A 16,055-nucleotide genomic window follows, 5' to 3' on the forward strand; every position below is an offset into this window, starting at 1 on the left:
TCCCAGCGAGCCGCTGCCGGTCCAGGGAGGCCAGCGACGGGTCGTCAATAGCCAAGAGGAGGCCTGTCATGAATACCCGTCTGCAAACAGCCATCGTCATCGCTGCCCTGGGAGTATCCGCCACCGCGCTTTCCCCCAAGGCGAATGCCTGCAACATCACTGACTACCGCAGTGCCAGCCCGTTCCATTGGTCGTTGCCACGTACCCTGCCGAACAGTGCGGCGGCGGCGGCGATCGAGATCTCGGCGGCCTCCCAGGCCTCCGCAGCCTCCAATAGTGCCGCGGCAAGTGCCGGGAACCTGCTGCAGCAGCTCGAGCCGATCACCGGCTTGTGGCAATTCACTTTCACGTCGAAAAACAATCCCGGCATCCCGGACGGCGCCCAACTGGATGCGGGTTTCGTGACCTGGCACGCCGACGGCACCGAACTTATGAATTCCGGACGGGCGCCCCCGACCAGCAGCTTTTGCATGGGAGTTTTCAGGCACACCAGTGTGTATGGCTACAAGCTCAATCACTACGCGCTGTCCTGGGATCCCACCGGAACGGTATTCGTCGGGCCGGCCAACATCCGCGAGCAGCTTAAACTGGATCGCAGCGGCAACGCCTACACGGGTAGCGTCGCGATCACCCAGTTTGCCGCCGACGGCACGACGGTGTTGGCACACATCAACGGCAACGTCTCGGCGCGGCGCCTGACACCCGACTCGAACTGAGTGCACGGATGTCTGCCCATGTAACCAGTTCGGCCTGAAAGCAGGAACGGTGGCGAGCACGGCGAAAGGACGTCGCCGTGCTCGCCCGATGACTGATAACGATACGCGCCGTACCGATGGGTAAAATGGTGGTCCCGCAACTGCCATCGGCACGCATCGCCATGTGTCCAACTATCTGCGTCCGCCTGCTCGCCGCCGTGCTCTGCCTGTTCGTCTCGCTGCCGTCGGCAGCGAGCGAGCAGCGCGCCCCGACCATCGGCCAGCAACGCGAGGCGGTGCTGTTCTGGCCGCAGGCGCAGCGCGAGGCGCAGTTCCGGCAGATGGGCAAACTGTTCCCCAGCGATCGCGCCGCGCGCGGCACGCATGTGCACGCCTTGCCGCAAGGCAAGCCGCTGGCGCTGGGCGGGCAGGGTGCCTCCGGGTTGCTGGCCAGCTACATGGACCGGCACCACCTCGCCGGCGTGATGGTGCTGCAGCATGGTCGCGTGCGCCTGCAGCGCTATGCGCTGGGCTTCGGGCCGGAGCAGCGCTGGGAGTCGTTCTCGGTGGCGAAGTCGGTCACCTCCGCCCTGCTCGGGATCGCGCTGCAGCGCGGCGACATCCGCAGCCTGCACGACACGCTGGGCATGTACATCCCGGAACTGCGCGACAGCGCCTACGCCGAGGTCACGGTGCAGCAGTTGCTGACGATGACCTCCGGCGTGCATTGGAACGAGGACTATGCCGACGCGAAGTCGGATGTGGCGCAGATGTACATGCACGCCTGTGTCGACGGCCAGGCGCACATCGTGTCGTACCTGAAGAAACAGCCGCGGCAATGGCCTGCCGGCACGCACTGGAACTACAACACCGCGGAAACCGACCTGCTCGGCATCCTGGTGCAGCGTGCCACGCACCGTTCGCTGGCCGCCTACCTGTCGCAGACGATCTGGCAGCCGTACGGCATGGCCGCCGACGCGACCTGGATCAAGGACGAGTGCGATGGCAGCGACACCGGCGGCAGCGGCCTGTCGGCCACGCTGGGCGACTACGCGCGGCTGGGGCAGTTCATGCTCGACGGCGGGCGCATCGCGGGCAAGCCGGTGATCGCCAAGGCGTGGCTGGACGGTGCGCTGCGCCGCCAGGAAAGCGTCGATGATCCCGACCGCGGCTACGGCTACCTGTGGTGGACCGATGCCGACGGCAGCTACGCCGCGATCGGCATCTTCGGCCAGATGGTCTACGTCGACCCTGCGCGCCAGTTGGTGATCGCCCAGGTGGGCGCATGGCCGCACGCGACGTCCGACGCACTGGTCGCCGCGCGGCGCGCGTTCGTGGCCGCCGTCAAGCGTGCGGTGGATGCGGAACACGATGCCCCGCTGCAACGAACGGGAAGCCGTCCGGCGCGCCATCCCTTGCCGGCCGGGCAAGCCGCCCCCACTCCCCGATGACCTGTCCCAGCCCAAGGAAAACTCCATGACCACCAAAGCCTACGGCGCGCACGCCGCCGACAAGCCGCTGCAACCCATCGACATCGCGCGCCGCGCGCCTGGCCCGCAGGATGTGCAGATCGAGATCGCCTATTGCGGCGTCTGCCATTCCGATCTGCATACCGTGCGCTCCGAGTGGGGCGGCACGCTTTACCCCTGCGTGCCCGGCCACGAGATCGTCGGCCATGTCAGTGCCGTGGGCAGCGGGGTGACCGGCTTCAAGGTCGGCGACACCGTGGGCGTGGGCTGCCTGGTCGGCAGCTGCCAGCATTGCGCGGCTTGCGACGAGGGGTTGGAGCAGTATTGCGAGAACGGCTTCGTCGGCACCTACAACGGCCCGACCCCGGACGCGCCCGGGCACACGCTGGGCGGCTATTCGCAGCGCATCGTGGTGGACCGGACATTCGTGCTGAAGATCCGCCATCCCGAATCGCAGCTCGCCGCGGTGGCGCCGCTGCTGTGCGCGGGCATCACCACGTACTCGCCGCTGCGGCACTGGAACGCCGGCCCGGGCAAGAAGGTCGGCGTGGTCGGCATCGGCGGGCTGGGCCACATGGGCGTGAAGATCGCGCATGCGATGGGCGCGCACGTGGTGGCGTTCACCACTTCGGAGGGCAAGCGCCAGGACGCGCTGGACCTGGGGGCGGACGAGGTGGTGGTTTCGCGCAACGAAAGCGAGATGCGCGAGCACGCCAACAGCTTCGATCTCATCCTCAACACCGTGGCCGCCAGCCACTCGCTGGATGCCTTCACCGGGCTGCTCAAGCGCGACGGCACGATGGTGCTGGTCGGCGTGCCGGAGCATCCGCATCCGTCGCCGAGCGTCGCCAACCTGATCTTCAAGCGCCGCGCCATCGCCGGCTCGCTGATCGGCGGCATCGCCGAGACCCAGGAGATGCTGGATTTCTGCGCGGAGAAGGGCCTTGTCGCCGACATCGAGATGATCCGCGTGCAGCAGATCGACGAGGCCTACGACCGCATGGTGAAGAGCGACGTGAAATACCGTTTCGTCATCGACAACAGCTCGCTGGCCAGCTGATTCCGCCGCCCCCATTCTTGTGCGGCATTCGCTGTCCCCCTCCCCGGCAAGCAGGGGAGGGGTGGCTTTTGCCGACGGGATTTTTACGCTCCGTGAGCGCATGCCTTTCTTTCGCCGCGGCGCCACCAAGGCGTCACCGGCCGTCGTTCCAGCGGCTCGACCCGACCGCCTGGCCGAGGCACGAATCAAGGGATCAATCACGCCGCCCCATGTCAGCGTGCGCCATAGGCGACCCAGCCCCTGAACGTGAAGCCCGCGTAGAACAATTCCACGTTCTCGAATCCCGCCTTTTCCAGCAGCGCAACGTCTTGTTCCGGCGCCAGCAGGGGAAGTCGGGCGCTGATGGCCTCGATCGCCTTGTTCGCGTTCGACGCGGGAACGCCGGATGAAACGGCGAAGGCCGCGTAGCGCTCCAGCCAGCGCACCTTCTCGCGCTCGGTCTGGGGAAAGCTGTGGTGGGCGACAACCAGCGGGGCGCCCGGTTTCAGGCGACGTCGCAGCTGCCTGAGGGTGTGCAGGCGCTCCTCGGCCGACAGGAAATGCAGGGTCAACAGACAGGTAGCGCCATCGAACGGCCCTTCCGGCGCCGTGTCGACATAGCCTTCGATGAGCTCGGCGCGCGACGCGAGCGGGCCCAGCGTGATTTCCGCCGCCTTCAGCATCCCGGCGGATGGATCGACGCCGACGAGGCGCCATCCGCGCTGTGCTTCGGCGAATGCCTTCAACTCCAAGCCGCCGCCCGCGCCGAGCACCAGGACATGCCCGTCTTCGGGGACGGACTCGGCAAGAAGCAGTGCGGTCATCTGTTGGAGGGCATGAAAACCCGGCACCAGCCTGACTGGACCTTCGGCGTAACGGGCGGCGGATGGTGGATCGGAGAAGGTGGACACGCGCGGCTCCCGGTTGGAAACGGATTCATTGATGGCATGACTTCACGAAGGGGGCGGGTGCCCGCTTCCCGATGGATTCACCCGCGCCAGTTCGCGTGCCGCTCCCAGAACGCCACGGCACGCCAATACGCCTCGCGATCCAGCGGCACACCCGAACCGCCTTCGGCCACGCCCAGCGCATTGCGCAGCATGGTGATCGGCACCATCGGGATTTCCTCCGGCTCGGCGGTGTAGAGGCAGCCGACCACGCCCCAGTCGGCGTCGATCGGCGAGCCTTCCTTCGCCAGTTGCCCGCGGCTGTAGAGGATCGGCAGCAGATAGCTGGCCACGGGCGGGTCGATGCCCTCGAACCAGCGCACCAGCACCGGCAGTTCATCGGCGCTGCGGGCCTCGTAGGCCGAGCGCAACCGGTGGCGGTTCGCATCGGTGATGGGCGTGGCGGTGCAGCGTGTGCTGGTCCAGTTGTGGTGCACGTGCAGCCGGCAGAACGGGGCGTAGCCGTCCAGCACCTTCAGCGGCGCTTCGGTATTGAGGCGTCGCTCGAACTCCTCGGCGCTGCAATCCTGGATGGCGCTGCGGCGGCGGTCGCGCGGGAACAGGCGAGTGCGGGCGAAGGGAGTGAGGACGATGGACATACCGGTCGACAGGCTGAGGATCAGTGCCTGAGGTTAGCGTGTCGAGGGCGTTGCTGATTCGCCAAGCCGAAAATCCGCAGGCGGACATCCCGCCTCCAAAACTGCATGAATCCGGCGGATCCGGAACATTCCATGCACGGAAACCTTGTTTCGACTCGGCGATTCCGCCCACCTTGTATCGCAACCGCGGGAGCGTTCAGGCCACGAATTGCAGGCGGGCCAGCTCGGCATACAGCCCGCCCTCGGCCAGCAGGCTTTCGTGCGTGCCCTGCGCGACGATGCGGCCGCCGTCCATCACCACGATGCGGTCGGCGCGCTGCACGGTGGCGAGGCGGTGGGCGATGACCAGGGTGGTGCGGCCTTGTTCCAGCCGCGCCAGCGCCTGCTGGATCGCGGCCTCCGACTGCGCGTCCAGCGCCGAGGTGGCTTCGTCCAGCAACAGCAGCGGGGCGTCGCGCAGGATCGCGCGGGCGATCGCGATGCGCTGGCGCTGGCCGCCGGACAGGCGCACGCCGCGCTCGCCCAGTTCGGCGTCGTAGCCGTGCTCCAGCGCGCTGATGAACTCGTGCGCTTCGGCGGCGCGGGCGGCTTCGCGCACTTCGTCGTCGCCGGCGTCCTGGCGGCCGAAGCGGATGTTGTCGGCGGCGCTGCCGGCGAAGATCACGGTCTCCTGCGGCACCAGCGCGATCGCGCCGCGCAGGCCGGCCAGGGTGGTGTCGCGCAGGTCGATGCCGTCGATGCGGATGCTGCCGCTCTGCGGATCGTAGAAGCGCAGCAGCAGGGCGAACACCGTGCTCTTGCCGGCGCCGGACGGGCCGACCAGGGCCACCGTCTCGCCGGGGCGGATCGTCAAGGTGAAGTCGTGCAGCGCCGCCGCATCGGGACGGGTGGGGTAGTGGAAGGTGACGCCGTCGAAGCGCAGCTCGCCGCGCATCGGTTGCGGCAGTGCCTGCGGCTGCGCCGGGTCGACGATGTCGGCGCGTTCGCCCAGCAGTTCGCCGATGCGCTCCATCGCGCCGGCTGCGCGCAGCACGTCGCCCCACACTTCGGACAGGCCGGCCACCGAACCGGCGGCGAACACCGCATACAGCACGAACTGGCCCAGCACGCCGGCGCCCAGCGTGCCGGCCAGCACGTGGCGCGCGCCGGCCCACAGCACCAGGGTGATCGCGCCGAACACCAGCACGATCACGGCCATGGTCAGCAGCGAGCGCATGCCGATGCGCCGGCGCGCGGTGGCCAGCGCGCGGGCGATCGCGCTGCCGTAGCGGGTGCTCTCGATGCGCTCGCGCGCGTACGCCTTCACCGCGGTGGAGGCGTTGAGGGTTTCGTTGGCGATCGCGGCGGCGTCGGCAAGACGGTCCTGGCTGGCGCGCGACAGCTTCTGCACGCGGCGGCCGAACAGCAGGATCGGCAGCATCACCGCCGGAATCACCAGCGCGGTCAGGCCGGCCAGCGATGGCGCCGTCCACACCATTGCCACCGCCGCGCCCACCAGCATCACCGCGCTGCGCAGCGCCACCGACACGCCCGAGCCGATCAGCGCCTGCACCACTTCGGTATCGGCACTCAGCCGCGACAGCAGCTCGCCCACGCGGCTTTTCTCGAAGAAGCCCACGTCGAGGCGGATCACGTGCGCGTACAGCGTCTGCCGCAGCGCGGCCAACGCGCGCTCACTGAGCAAGGTGATGCAGAAGTAGCGCGCGGCGGTGGCGAAGGCCAGTACCAGCGCCACGCCGAACAGCACGATGAAGGTCTGGTTGATCACCGCCTGGCTGGAATGCCCGAAGCCTTGGTCGATGATGTGGCGGAAGGCCATCGGCAGCGCCAGCGAGGCGCCGGAGGACAGCGCCAGGAACAGCAGCCAGCCGAGCGCGAGCGCGCGGTGCGGCTTCAGGAACGGCCAGAGTTCGCGCAGCGCGCCGATGCGGCGGACGGGACGGGAGGTGGCGGCGTCGCTCATGGGCTCTCGCAGGCGGATCAAGGATGGGCGTGGCCCGCGCACGGGCGATCTGTTCAAGGTGGGGCGGCTTGCCGCCGATTCAATCCGCGGCCAAGCGATGGAGGCTCAATCCAGCCGTCGCGCCTCGCTGCGGCCGCGGCTGATGTCGCTGATCCGCAGGCATGCTTCGGCGACGCGGCTGTCCGGCAGGCGCAGTTGCAGTTCCACGCCGTCGGCGCCGAATGCCTCGTGTTCGACCTCGGCATGCAGGTCTTTCAGGCGCGCCTTGAGCAGGGTCAGTTCGGCGAAGTCGCAGCGCAGGCCCAGCCGCGCCATCGCCACGATCGGCACGCGTTCGGCACGGCGCAGGCATTCCGCCGCGGTGCCGCCGTAGGCGCGCACCAGGCCGCCGGCGCCCAGCTTGATGCCGCCGAACCAGCGCGTCACCACCACCGCGACGCGATCCATTTCCTGGCCCTCGATCGCCTGCAGGATCGGCCGGCCGGCGGTGCCGCCGGGTTCGCCGTCGTCGTTGAAGCGGTAGTCCTGGCCGATGCGGTACGCCCAGCAGTTGTGCGTGGCGGTGGGGTCGCCCACTTCGCGCACGAAGGCCAGCGCCTGTTCGGTGGACTCGACCGGGGCGGCCAGCGCGAGGAAGCGGCTTTTCCTGATCTCTTCCTGATGGCGGCACGGCTGGGCCAGGGTGGACAACGTTTCGCTCATGGCTTGCGCAGTTTCGCCTGCAGTTCCGGCGGCAGTTCCCATTGCGGATGCGCGTGCCGGAACGCGGCCAGCCGCTGCTGTGCCTCGTCGTCGTGGCCTTGCGCGAACAGTTGCCGGATCTTGTCCAGTTCCTGTGCCGGCGTGTCGCTGGCGTTCGTCGCGGTGCCCGTGTCGGCCGCCGTTGCGGCGACGGGTGCCGGCGCAGCGACCATCGTGGCCTGCATGGGCGGCGCACTGGCTGCGGCTTCGGCCACCGCGGACCTGGCCGCGTCGGTGGCGGCCTCGTTGCCGGCTTGCCCGGTCACGTCGGCCGAAGCGCGGGGTGCCGCGGCTGCCAGCCGCTCGTCGCGAGAGGCAGGTGCGGCCTGCTTGCCGGCCACGGCCTGGCGTGACCTGGCCGCCACCGGTGCGGGAGATGCTGCGGCGATGATCCGGGGCGTTGGCTGTTTCGGCGGTGCAGGCAACGGGGCGGGTGGCATCGGTGCGTTCGTTGCCGGCGCCTCGGCCCGCACCGGCGCGACGCTGCCGCTCGCCACCGGCGCGGATTCGGTCCGGGGCGATTCGTGCATGCGCCAGGCAAGCCCGGCGGCGAGCACGATGGCGGCTGCACTGCTCAAGCCGACCAGCCAGCGTGGCCGGGGTTTCCTGGCGGATCCAGCCGGCGCTGCGGAGGTGACGGCAGCGGGCTTCGGATGCACCCAGTCGCCGGGTTCGCGCGGCGCCTTGCGGCGTTCGACCGGAACGGCGGGCTGCGTGCCATTCGTTTCCAGCGCCTGCGCGGCGGCGCGCAGCACGGCCGCGTCCAGCGCGTGGCCGGGCTCGTTCTGCGGCAGCTGACGATACAGCGCGGCCAGCTCGGCTTCGCCGGGCAGCGCCTCATCCGGCTTGCGTGGATCCAGCGGTGGCAGTGGCGTGGTCATTCGGACAGCACTTCGCGTAGACGGGTCATGGCATAGCGCAGGCGCGACTTCACCGTTTCGCGGCCGGCGCCGGTCACCGCGGCGATCTCCTCCAGGCTCAGTTCCTGCTCCAGCCGCAGCAGCACCGCCGTGCGCTGCTCGTCAGGCAACTGCTCGATCGCGCGCTGCAAGCTGCGCCGGCGCTCGAACTCGGACAGGGCGTGGTCCGGTTGTTCCTGCTCCGGCGTGGCGACGTTGGCCAGCGCCGTTTCGGCCTCGTCGCCGCCGGCCATCGGCCGCTGGCGGCGCATGCTGTCGATCATCAGGTTGTGCGCGATCTGCAGCAGCCAGGTGCTGAACTTCGCCTGCGGCTGATAGCGGACCCGCGCGCCGATCACCCGGCTCCAGGTTTCCTGGAACAGTTCGTCGGTGCGATGCGGGTCGCGCACGCTGCGCAGCAGGAACCGGTACAGCATGCCGCGATGGCGCGCATACAGCGTCTCGAACGCGGCTAGGTCGCCGCGCGCGTAGGCAAGCATCAGCATCGCATCGGGATCGACCGCGGCATCCATGGGGTGCGAGGGTAAGGCAAATCGTTGGGTGGCGGGTAGGCCGTGGAACCCGGCCGCGCCTGCTTGCCTGCGCTTTTCTCCCTCCCCCGCTTGCAGGGGAGGGTTGGCGGGATGTGCCGCTCTCGTACGTTCCGGCCCTGCGGCGTGGCCGTGGCTGGGGAAGGGGGCCGAGGCGCGGCCGCCCATAGCCACCGCCGGCGCCGCAAGGCCGGAAACCTCAGCGCGCTGCGGTGTCGCTGGCGTCGTCATGGCCGTGCGTGGCCAGCCCGCCGGCCAGCTTCACCAGTTGCACGAAGCCGGCGCGGTAGCCGTCGGCATCGCTGCCGCGCGCACCGCTGGCGAGCTGCGCGATCTGCGTGTAGCCGTAGCCGTCCAGGTACTTGCCGCCGCGCAGGGCATCGGCGAAGGCGGCGACCGCGGCGGCATAGCGCAGGCGCTCGCTGGTCCGTGTTTCGGCCTGCGCGGGAATCGGCTGCTCGACCAGCCGGCTGTCCGACTGTCCCGGCAGCTTGTAGCGCAGGCGCAGGAAGGCCAGCTCGCCGCCGTCATTTTTGACGGGGGACTTGTCGCCATAGCGCAACGGATCGATGCGGGCGGCGTCCGAACCCTTCGGGGTGATCTCGTAGATCGCGGTGACGTTGGCGCCCGCGCCGATCTCGCCGGCGTCGACCTTGTCGTTGTTGAAGTCCTCGCGCTTCAACAGGCGCTTCTCGTAGCCGATCAGGCGGTATTCCTGCACTCGCGCGGGGTTGAACTCGATCTGGATCTTCACGTCCTGCGCGATCGTCAGCAAGGTGGCGGACATCTCGTCGACCAGCACGCGGCGGCCTTCCTGCAGGCTGTCGATGTAGTGGTGGCTGCCGTTGCCCGCGTCGGCCAGCATCACCGCCATGGCGTCGTTGTAGTTGCCTTCGCCGAAGCCCAGCGTGGTCAGCGCCACGCCGCTCTTGCGGTGATCCTCGATGGTGGTCTTCAACGCTTTTTCGCTGACCGTGCCCACGTTGAAGTCGCCGTCGGTGGCCAGGATCACCCGGTTCACGCCACCCTTGATGAAGCCTTGCTCGGCCTGCGCGTAGGCCAGCTCGATGCCGGCGCCACCGTTGGTGGAACCGCCGGCGCCAAGGCTGTCGATCGCGGCGTCGATGGTGGCGTGCCGGTCGCCGGTGGTGGAGGGCAGGGCGACGCCGGCGGAACCCGCGTAGGTGACGATGGCCACCCGGTCCTGCCTGCGCAGTTCGCGCACCAGCTGTTTCAGCGAGGCCTTGAGCAGCGGCAGCTTGTCCGGTTCGTCCATCGAGCCGGAGGTGTCGATCAGGAACACCAGGTTCGATGCGGGGATCTTCGCGGCCGGCACGCGGTAGCCCTGGATGCCGATCAGCAGCAGCTGGCGCTTCGCATTCCACGGCGCGGGCGCCAGCTCGGTGGTGACGCTGAACGGCTGCTCACGATCGGCCGGCGGCGTGTAGCCGTAGTCGAAGTAGTTGATGAACTCCTCGGCGCGCACCGCGTCGGCCGGCGGCAGCTGGCCCGCGCTGAGCATGCGCCGCACGTTGGTGTACGAGCCGGTGTCGACGTCGATGCCGAAGGTGGACACCGGCTGCTCGCTCGCCAGTTGCACCGGGTTGCTGTCGCGATGGGTGTAGTTCTCGGTGTTGATGTCGCCGGGCATCGGCTGCATTGGCGGCATCGCCATCGGGCGTGCCAGGTAGGCGTTGGCTAGCATGCCCTTGCTCGCCATCGTGCGCTGCATCGCGGGTGCGGGCTGCATCGGCGGCGCCGGCGGCGGCAGGTTCGTCGGCATCGGCGTGGCCGCCTCGTTCGTCACCTTGTCGGCTGGTGCCGCGCGTTTGACCGGCATCGGTTCGGCCGGTGCCGCGTCGCCCGTCACCGGCATGCTTGCGACGGGTTTCTTCGAGGCGCCGCAGCCGGCCAGGATCACCAGCAGGGCCAGCAGCAGGGTGCGCAGCAGGGCTTTCACGTTCATGGGGCGGTTCTCCTCCGGTTGTGGAAGATGAAACGCAGGCCTGCGGCGAACGGGGTTGATCGTCGCGCGGTAACATGGCGCCCCCAGCGGGACCCATCGGAACGACATGATCAACAACGACGTACTGCGCGCCATCCGCTACATGCTCGACCTCAGCGACGGCAGGGTCGTCGACATCATCCATCTGGCGGACCCGTCGGCTTCGATCGGGAAGGAAGACGTGCAGGCGTTCCTGAAGAAGGACGACGAGGCCGGTTACGCCGAATGCAGCAACAAGGTGCTGGCGCTGTTCCTCGACGGGCTGGTCTTCCAGCGCCGCGGCAAGGACGAAAGCCGCCCGCCGCGCCCGCCGGAGAAGCGCGTCACCAACAACGTGGTGCTGAAGAAGCTGCGCGTGGCGTTCGAGCTGAAGGACGTCGACATGCACCAGATCCTCGAAAGTGCCGGCTTCCCGGTTTCCAAACCGGAACTCAGCGCGTTGTTCCGTCAGCCCGACCACAAGAATTTCAAGCTGTGCGGTGACCAGCTGCTGCGCAATTTCCTGAAGGGGTTGACGATGCGGGTGCGCCGCGGCGATTGATCCGCTCCGCTGCCGGGGTGCCCCTCCCTTGGCACGAAGCGTGCGGGGCAAGCAGGCTGATTGACGCTTGCAAATGTCGAGCGTAGCGTCAATCGGCGCTGCATATCCGTGCAGCTTTGTCAAGGAGATGGACTGTGAAACGTATCACAATGCTTCTTGTGTCATTGTTGATGTGCGTAGTTGCAGGGGTTGTATTTGCGCAGGAGACGAAGCCCTACAAGGAAGGCCATGTCTTGCAGGTCAGTTTCATCAAGATCAAGCCCGGGCAGTTCAACAACTACATGAAGTATCTGGACGGGCCCTACAAGGCCAACATGGAAGCGATGAAGAAGGCGGGCCTGATCACCGGCTACGCCGTGTACCGTTCGCAGGCGCACACGCCACAGGATGCCGACCTGATCCTGACGGTCGCCTTCCCGAACATGGCTGCGCTCGATCGCACCGACGAGGCCGATGCGATCTCGACCAAGGTGCTGGGCCCCATGGACAGCCGGGACAAGGCCAGCATGGACCGGGAATCGATGCGCGAACTGCTGGGTAGCGAACTGACGCGGGAATTGATCCTGAAATAGCGCTTGCGGGAGGCGTGGGCGCGCGTGTGGCCCGCACCCTGCGGTGATTTTTGCGCTGCCGACAGCGCATTCGTTGCAATGCTTTACTTGGGTTCTTGAGCGGTGACGGATTGCCGGGTTTTGCAGGGGGACAACCATGTTGAACCGCGTTGAAAAGGCCCTTGCCCGACAAGGGCCTTTTTGTGCGGGCACGCTTCGCCTGCATGCCGGTCGACGAGGATTTCCCCGGACTGTGCGGCGACCGACTGCTGCGCAATCTCCCGAAGGGGGTGGCGACGCGGGTGCGCGGCGCCGGCTGAATGAGGGGATGTCGGTCGTGCTGCACATTGCTGCCAGGCGCTGTCAGCAATGACGACAGCGAGACGGCCGGCACGCTGGGTTTCGCCGGGGTCTGCGAGCATCATGGACGGGGTTTCCCGCCGTGGCTGCATCCATGTCATCACGCTCCACCATTGCTCCGCTCGTGCTCGCGATCGGCATGCTGTTGATCAGCATGGTCTCGTACCAGTGCGGCGCGTCGCTGGCCAAACACCTGTTCCCGCAGGTCGGCGCGCAGGGCGCCACGGCCTATCGGCTGGGGCTCAGTGCGCTGATCCTGCTGCTGTGGCGGCGGCCGTGGCGCCGGTCCAATACTGGCCGGCGCGATTGGCGCGCGCTGTGGGGATATGGCCTCTCCATGGGGGCGATGAACCTGGTGTTCTACATGTCGCTGCGCACGGTCCCGCTGGGCATCGCGGTGGCGCTGGAATTCACCGGGCCGCTGGCGCTGGCGCTGTTCGGCTCGCGCCGGTGGCTGGACTTCGTCTGGATCGCGCTGGTGGTGGCCGGGCTGGCCCTGTTGCTGCCGCTGCGCGGTCAGGTGCACGCGCTCGATCCGGTGGGCGTGATGTATGCGCTGGCTGCCGGCGTGGGCTGGGCGTTGTACATCGTGCTGGGAAAGAAGGCGGGAGCGGCTCACGGCGCGGACGCGGTGACGCTGGGCACGTCGGTCGGCGCATTGCTGGCGATCCCGTTCGGCATCGCGCATGCCGGCAGTGCGCTGCTGTCGCCGGCGCTGTTGCCGTATGCGCTGGGCGTGGCGGTGCTCAGCTCGGCGCTGCCGTATTCGCTGGAGATGGTCGCGCTGACCCGGTTGCCGGCGCGCACTTTCAGCACCTTGCTGAGCCTGGAGCCGGCCATCGCGGCACTGGCCGGCGTGGCGCTGCTGGGCGAACGGCTCAGCCTGCTGCAGTGGCTGGCCATCGTGACGATCATCGTGGCGGCGGCGGGTACCGCGTTGAGCGTGCGCCGGCCCATGCTGGCCGAGCCGCTGGCGAATTGAGCGTCCATACCGAGTGCGCCACCCGTAGCACATCAGCTGTCGGTAGCCAAAACTCAGCTCCATCCCTCCTTACTTCTCCATTGCAAAGGCGAGTGTGGCGGCGCCGGAACTGACCGATAGCTACAGTAGCGCTAGGCGCCTTGCACGGCGGCGAGGATGCGACCTGCAAACTCCGAAAACATGTTCCGGATGCTCGTCGCAGGTGAAAGTGCCCGGTGATTGTCCTTGCCAGTGGGAGTCAGCTCCAACGCCGCCGCACTGTAGAGCTGGCGCTCGACGAGTCGCTCGCAAAGAATCTGATATCTGCGGGCGTATGAAGCGTCGCGAAACTCCTCGAATACGGCAAAGTGCGGTTCATCGCAGTGTACGGATCGCATGGAGGCATCGCATTCTTCGAGCAGCATCAGCCACGCCAGAAATGGAGGGCGCGGATCCGACTGGATCACTGGGTTCAACAGTGCCGGCGAGTATTCCCGCACTTTGCTCCGGCTCCTGGATACGCCGCCATAGGCGCCATGGTGATGTGCCACCCAAAGATCGGCAGCTGAACCGATGACTTCTTCACTGCGGTTGTTGAAGTTGTTTCCGAACGAGCCGACCTGTGACTTGAACTCGAAAACGCCAAGCAGCCTCTTTTCGTGGACGACCAGTACATCCCAGCTTTTGGTTGCGCGAAAGAAGCCGGGGAGAACCACCTTGGACTTGCGTACATGCACGGTATCGGCAGCCAGACCGCAGTACATCACGACCGCACGCACGACTTCGATGAAGCCATCCATGTTCTTGCCGCCAACGACCGCTGCACGACCGCTGTCGTGCGTCGCATTGACGGTACCGCTGTTGCGTGAATGCCAGAAGGTATGAACCGCCTGGCGGGTGAGTTTATCGAAGGACGGCGGAAGTAGACTGATGGTCACTGGAGCAATCCCTTTCCAACGCGTGCGGAGTCGGCGATTTGACGTGTTCGGAGTGCTTCTGCAGTGCTCAATCCATACAATTCAAATACCGGCATGTCGACTTCATCCTGGGTTTTCGTCGTGGCTGCAGCGATCAGGCGTTCGCGCATGTGCTCGTCGACGTTGCGCCAGTGAGGCAGGCGGATCCTGCGCAGATACTGCGCCTGGAACCGCAGAAAGCCTCCGGCCATGCGTGTGCAATAAGTTGCAACGACCATCAGCGTCAGCGATGAGCGAAGCACAGTCTGGAGTGCCCGCAGATCCCATTCGCGTGAGGTGACGAAGTAGAGATTATGGTGCGGGTAGTAGTGCCCCTCATCTACGACGAAGACACCTTCGCCCTTTATGTCAGGCACGAGCAGTTTGGGAGTTTCCAGCAGGCCTGGTTGGATGCGGTCGATCGTCCGATACCAGCCATCCGGATTGCGCTGTGCCACATGGCGGCCTGCGACACTGTCGCGATGCGCATGGAGGTAGCGCTTGAGGCGGGGAAACGGTTCGAGTGGAACGAGCTGTCCCGATTCATCGAACGGATTCAGCACCGCCTTGCCGCCCCACCGGATATGGCCGTCCACGAGGTCACGCGCCATGACGAGTGGAAGCTTGCGCTCCGGTTCGACCGGCAGGGCATCCATGGCATCGATGAAAACGCGGTCGCAGCCAGTTGCCACGCCGATGCCAACCTTGCAACCCGCCTGTTCAAGCGTGGGCAATTCGCGCTCCATGCGACGCAACAGCACGAGTCGGGGAATGTCATTAAGCAGCAGTGGAGCGGAGCCTACACTATCCAGCTTGAACTCCGCGACGCCGTCGGAACAAGGAGAGTCAAGCAGGGCCTCGACCATCACTGGCAGCGATTGAGCAGTGCCGGCTCCAACGGCACGAGTGATCTGTCGAGTTGTGGATTCCGCTGTTACGCGTTGAAAAATGGTGATGGCGGGGTAGGCGATGACTTCCGAATGGAAGGCATCGGTAGCCTCCATATCGATGAAATATTTCAACCAGTAGCCATTTGTGATCTTTTCCCGAAGTGGGCCACCATAACGATTCTTGAGCCAGCGGTTGGCGCAAATATAGCCGAGCACACCGTCGTCACTGAGTAGGTCCAGGGCGCGCTCGAAAAACGGTATGTACAAATCGGCTCGGTCGTAGAGTGTGCGGAAACGGCGCCGGTATTCGTTCAGCAGCGCGGCAGGAATCCGTTCCTGGCGGACATAGGGAGGATTGCCGACGACAAAGTCGAATGATCCGTTCAATGGTGTCAACAGAAAATCGTCGCGGATCAGCCATGACGAACACAAGGCATCTGCATCGTGCGGGCAGAGACCTTGCCGTGTGAGCTGATCAACGAGTCGCTGGCTGGTCAGGTCGAATGTCGTCTGATGCAGTTCCACAGCAGTGATGGCATTGCGCAGACTTTCCACAGCTGTCGCGGGTAAACCACCGTCGAGTACGAAGGCTGACCACAGACGCTGTGCGGCACGGAGCAGAAAGTCGCCTGCGCCAAACGAAGGTTCCAGCAAGCGCAGCCGGTGCAATGGGCGATCCACTCGATAGCCGGCAAGATCAAGGATCGCATCGACCACTTCCGGACGTGTGAAAATAGCGCCACGGTCTGTCTCGCCATGTCCGGCCATGTGCGAAATGGCCGCCTCAATTTCAGGCGCCCTTTCGGAGTGGTCAAACAGATCAAACGAAAGATTCATGGACGCCATGGTGACGGGGTGATTAAGAGCTGTCCAGCATGGGACGAATGC

General features: G+C 66.5%; 16 protein-coding genes. 7 read left to right on the forward strand and 9 right to left on the reverse strand.

Going from position 1 to position 16,055, the window contains the following annotated elements; translation table 11 throughout:
- Nucleotides 1-68: 68 nt before the first annotated feature.
- From KK131_RS13890 to KK131_RS13900, 3 genes are all read left to right on the forward strand, one after another.
- The gene (locus KK131_RS13890) at nt 69-716 is read left to right on the forward strand and encodes a hypothetical protein (RefSeq protein WP_214557292.1); all 648 of its coding nucleotides are present in this window, start codon (nt 69-71) and stop codon (nt 714-716) included.
- A gap of 161 nt (nt 717-877) precedes the next feature.
- Complete coding sequence (locus tag KK131_RS13895; RefSeq protein WP_250887262.1) at nt 878-2,146, forward strand: serine hydrolase domain-containing protein; 1,269 nt, start codon at nt 878-880, stop codon at nt 2,144-2,146.
- Nucleotides 2,147-2,171: 25 nt separating this feature from the next.
- Nucleotides 2,172-3,224, forward strand: coding sequence for an NAD(P)-dependent alcohol dehydrogenase (locus tag KK131_RS13900; RefSeq protein ID WP_214557293.1), 1,053 nt, complete (start codon nt 2,172-2,174; stop codon nt 3,222-3,224).
- A 212-nt stretch (nt 3,225-3,436) separates the two neighbouring features.
- Here KK131_RS13900 and KK131_RS13905 read toward each other — a convergent pair whose 3' ends face one another.
- From KK131_RS13905 to KK131_RS13935, 7 genes are all read right to left on the reverse strand, one after another.
- Nucleotides 3,437-4,114: a class I SAM-dependent methyltransferase gene (locus tag KK131_RS13905; protein ID WP_214557294.1), complete on the reverse strand. Its 678-nt coding sequence runs from the start codon at nt 4,112-4,114 to the stop codon at nt 3,437-3,439.
- Nucleotides 4,115-4,191: 77 nt separating this feature from the next.
- On the reverse strand, nt 4,192-4,749 hold the full coding sequence (locus tag KK131_RS13910; RefSeq protein ID WP_214557295.1) for a DUF3228 family protein: 558 nt from the start codon (nt 4,747-4,749) through the stop codon (nt 4,192-4,194).
- Nucleotides 4,750-4,945: 196 nt separating this feature from the next.
- Entirely contained in the window at nt 4,946-6,712 is a 1,767-nt protein-coding gene (locus tag KK131_RS13915) for an ABC transporter transmembrane domain-containing protein (RefSeq protein ID WP_214557296.1), read from the reverse strand.
- A 105-nt stretch (nt 6,713-6,817) separates the two neighbouring features.
- On the reverse strand, nt 6,818-7,414 hold the full coding sequence (locus KK131_RS13920; RefSeq protein ID WP_214557297.1) for a YigZ family protein: 597 nt from the start codon (nt 7,412-7,414) through the stop codon (nt 6,818-6,820).
- Entirely contained in the window at nt 7,411-8,334 is a 924-nt protein-coding gene (locus tag KK131_RS13925) for a hypothetical protein (RefSeq protein ID WP_214557298.1), read from the reverse strand. The genes KK131_RS13920 and KK131_RS13925 overlap by 4 nt, the downstream gene beginning before the upstream one ends.
- Nucleotides 8,331-8,885, reverse strand: a complete 555-nt coding sequence (locus KK131_RS13930) for an RNA polymerase sigma factor (RefSeq protein WP_214557299.1) — start codon at nt 8,883-8,885, stop codon at nt 8,331-8,333. The genes KK131_RS13925 and KK131_RS13930 overlap by 4 nt, the downstream gene beginning before the upstream one ends.
- A gap of 217 nt (nt 8,886-9,102) precedes the next feature.
- The gene (locus KK131_RS13935) at nt 9,103-10,869 is read right to left on the reverse strand and encodes a VWA domain-containing protein (RefSeq protein ID WP_214557300.1); all 1,767 of its coding nucleotides are present in this window, start codon (nt 10,867-10,869) and stop codon (nt 9,103-9,105) included.
- A 106-nt stretch (nt 10,870-10,975) separates the two neighbouring features.
- Between KK131_RS13935 and KK131_RS13940 the strand changes: the two genes are divergently transcribed.
- The 4 genes from KK131_RS13940 (at nt 10,976) to KK131_RS13955 (ending at nt 13,342) form a co-directional block, all read left to right on the forward strand.
- The gene (locus KK131_RS13940) at nt 10,976-11,449 is read left to right on the forward strand and encodes a DUF1456 family protein (RefSeq protein ID WP_214557301.1); all 474 of its coding nucleotides are present in this window, start codon (nt 10,976-10,978) and stop codon (nt 11,447-11,449) included.
- Between the two features lie 134 nt (nt 11,450-11,583).
- On the forward strand, nt 11,584-12,021 hold the full coding sequence (locus tag KK131_RS13945) for a hypothetical protein (RefSeq protein ID WP_214557302.1): 438 nt from the start codon (nt 11,584-11,586) through the stop codon (nt 12,019-12,021).
- A gap of 161 nt (nt 12,022-12,182) precedes the next feature.
- The gene (locus KK131_RS13950) at nt 12,183-12,320 is read left to right on the forward strand and encodes a hypothetical protein (RefSeq protein WP_214557303.1); all 138 of its coding nucleotides are present in this window, start codon (nt 12,183-12,185) and stop codon (nt 12,318-12,320) included.
- 134 nt (nt 12,321-12,454) lie between these two features.
- Nucleotides 12,455-13,342 carry an EamA family transporter gene (locus tag KK131_RS13955; protein ID WP_214557304.1) on the forward strand — a complete coding sequence of 296 codons (888 nt, stop codon included), beginning with the start codon at nt 12,455-12,457 and terminating at the stop codon, nt 13,340-13,342.
- A gap of 131 nt (nt 13,343-13,473) precedes the next feature.
- Here KK131_RS13955 and KK131_RS13960 read toward each other — a convergent pair whose 3' ends face one another.
- Nucleotides 13,474-14,259 (reverse strand): PaeR7I family type II restriction endonuclease, encoded by a 786-nt coding sequence (locus KK131_RS13960; RefSeq protein ID WP_214557305.1) that lies wholly within the window; start codon nt 14,257-14,259, stop codon nt 13,474-13,476.
- Nucleotides 14,256-16,004 carry an Eco57I restriction-modification methylase domain-containing protein gene (locus tag KK131_RS13965; RefSeq protein ID WP_214557306.1) on the reverse strand — a complete coding sequence of 583 codons (1,749 nt, stop codon included), beginning with the start codon at nt 16,002-16,004 and terminating at the stop codon, nt 14,256-14,258. The genes KK131_RS13960 and KK131_RS13965 overlap by 4 nt, the downstream gene beginning before the upstream one ends.
- Nucleotides 16,005-16,055 lie beyond the last annotated feature (51 nt).

The sequence above is a fragment of the Rhodanobacter sp. LX-99 genome, assembly GCF_018599185.1.
Taxonomy (GTDB): Bacteria; Pseudomonadota; Gammaproteobacteria; order Xanthomonadales; family Rhodanobacteraceae; genus Rhodanobacter.

What these genes read in the sequence shown, in the direction of transcription:
- KK131_RS13965 (WP_214557306.1), bottom strand. Translation starts at nt 16,004, where the DNA reads ATGAATCTTTCGTTTGATCTGTTTGACCACTCCGAAAGGGCGCCTGAA.
- KK131_RS13930 (WP_214557299.1), bottom strand. Translation starts at nt 8,885, where the DNA reads ATGGATGCCGCGGTCGATCCCGATGCGATGCTGATGCTTGCCTACGCG.
- KK131_RS13940 (WP_214557301.1), top strand. Translation starts at nt 10,976, where the DNA reads ATGATCAACAACGACGTACTGCGCGCCATCCGCTACATGCTCGACCTC.
- KK131_RS13895 (WP_250887262.1), top strand. Translation starts at nt 878, where the DNA reads ATGTGTCCAACTATCTGCGTCCGCCTGCTCGCCGCCGTGCTCTGCCTG.
- KK131_RS13955 (WP_214557304.1), top strand. Translation starts at nt 12,455, where the DNA reads ATGTCATCACGCTCCACCATTGCTCCGCTCGTGCTCGCGATCGGCATG.
- KK131_RS13925 (WP_214557298.1), bottom strand. Translation starts at nt 8,334, where the DNA reads ATGACCACGCCACTGCCACCGCTGGATCCACGCAAGCCGGATGAGGCG.
- KK131_RS13890 (WP_214557292.1), top strand. Translation starts at nt 69, where the DNA reads ATGAATACCCGTCTGCAAACAGCCATCGTCATCGCTGCCCTGGGAGTA.
- KK131_RS13935 (WP_214557300.1), bottom strand. Translation starts at nt 10,869, where the DNA reads ATGAACGTGAAAGCCCTGCTGCGCACCCTGCTGCTGGCCCTGCTGGTG.
- KK131_RS13910 (WP_214557295.1), bottom strand. Translation starts at nt 4,749, where the DNA reads ATGTCCATCGTCCTCACTCCCTTCGCCCGCACTCGCCTGTTCCCGCGC.
- KK131_RS13920 (WP_214557297.1), bottom strand. Translation starts at nt 7,414, where the DNA reads ATGAGCGAAACGTTGTCCACCCTGGCCCAGCCGTGCCGCCATCAGGAA.
- KK131_RS13900 (WP_214557293.1), top strand. Translation starts at nt 2,172, where the DNA reads ATGACCACCAAAGCCTACGGCGCGCACGCCGCCGACAAGCCGCTGCAA.
- KK131_RS13915 (WP_214557296.1), bottom strand. Translation starts at nt 6,712, where the DNA reads ATGAGCGACGCCGCCACCTCCCGTCCCGTCCGCCGCATCGGCGCGCTG.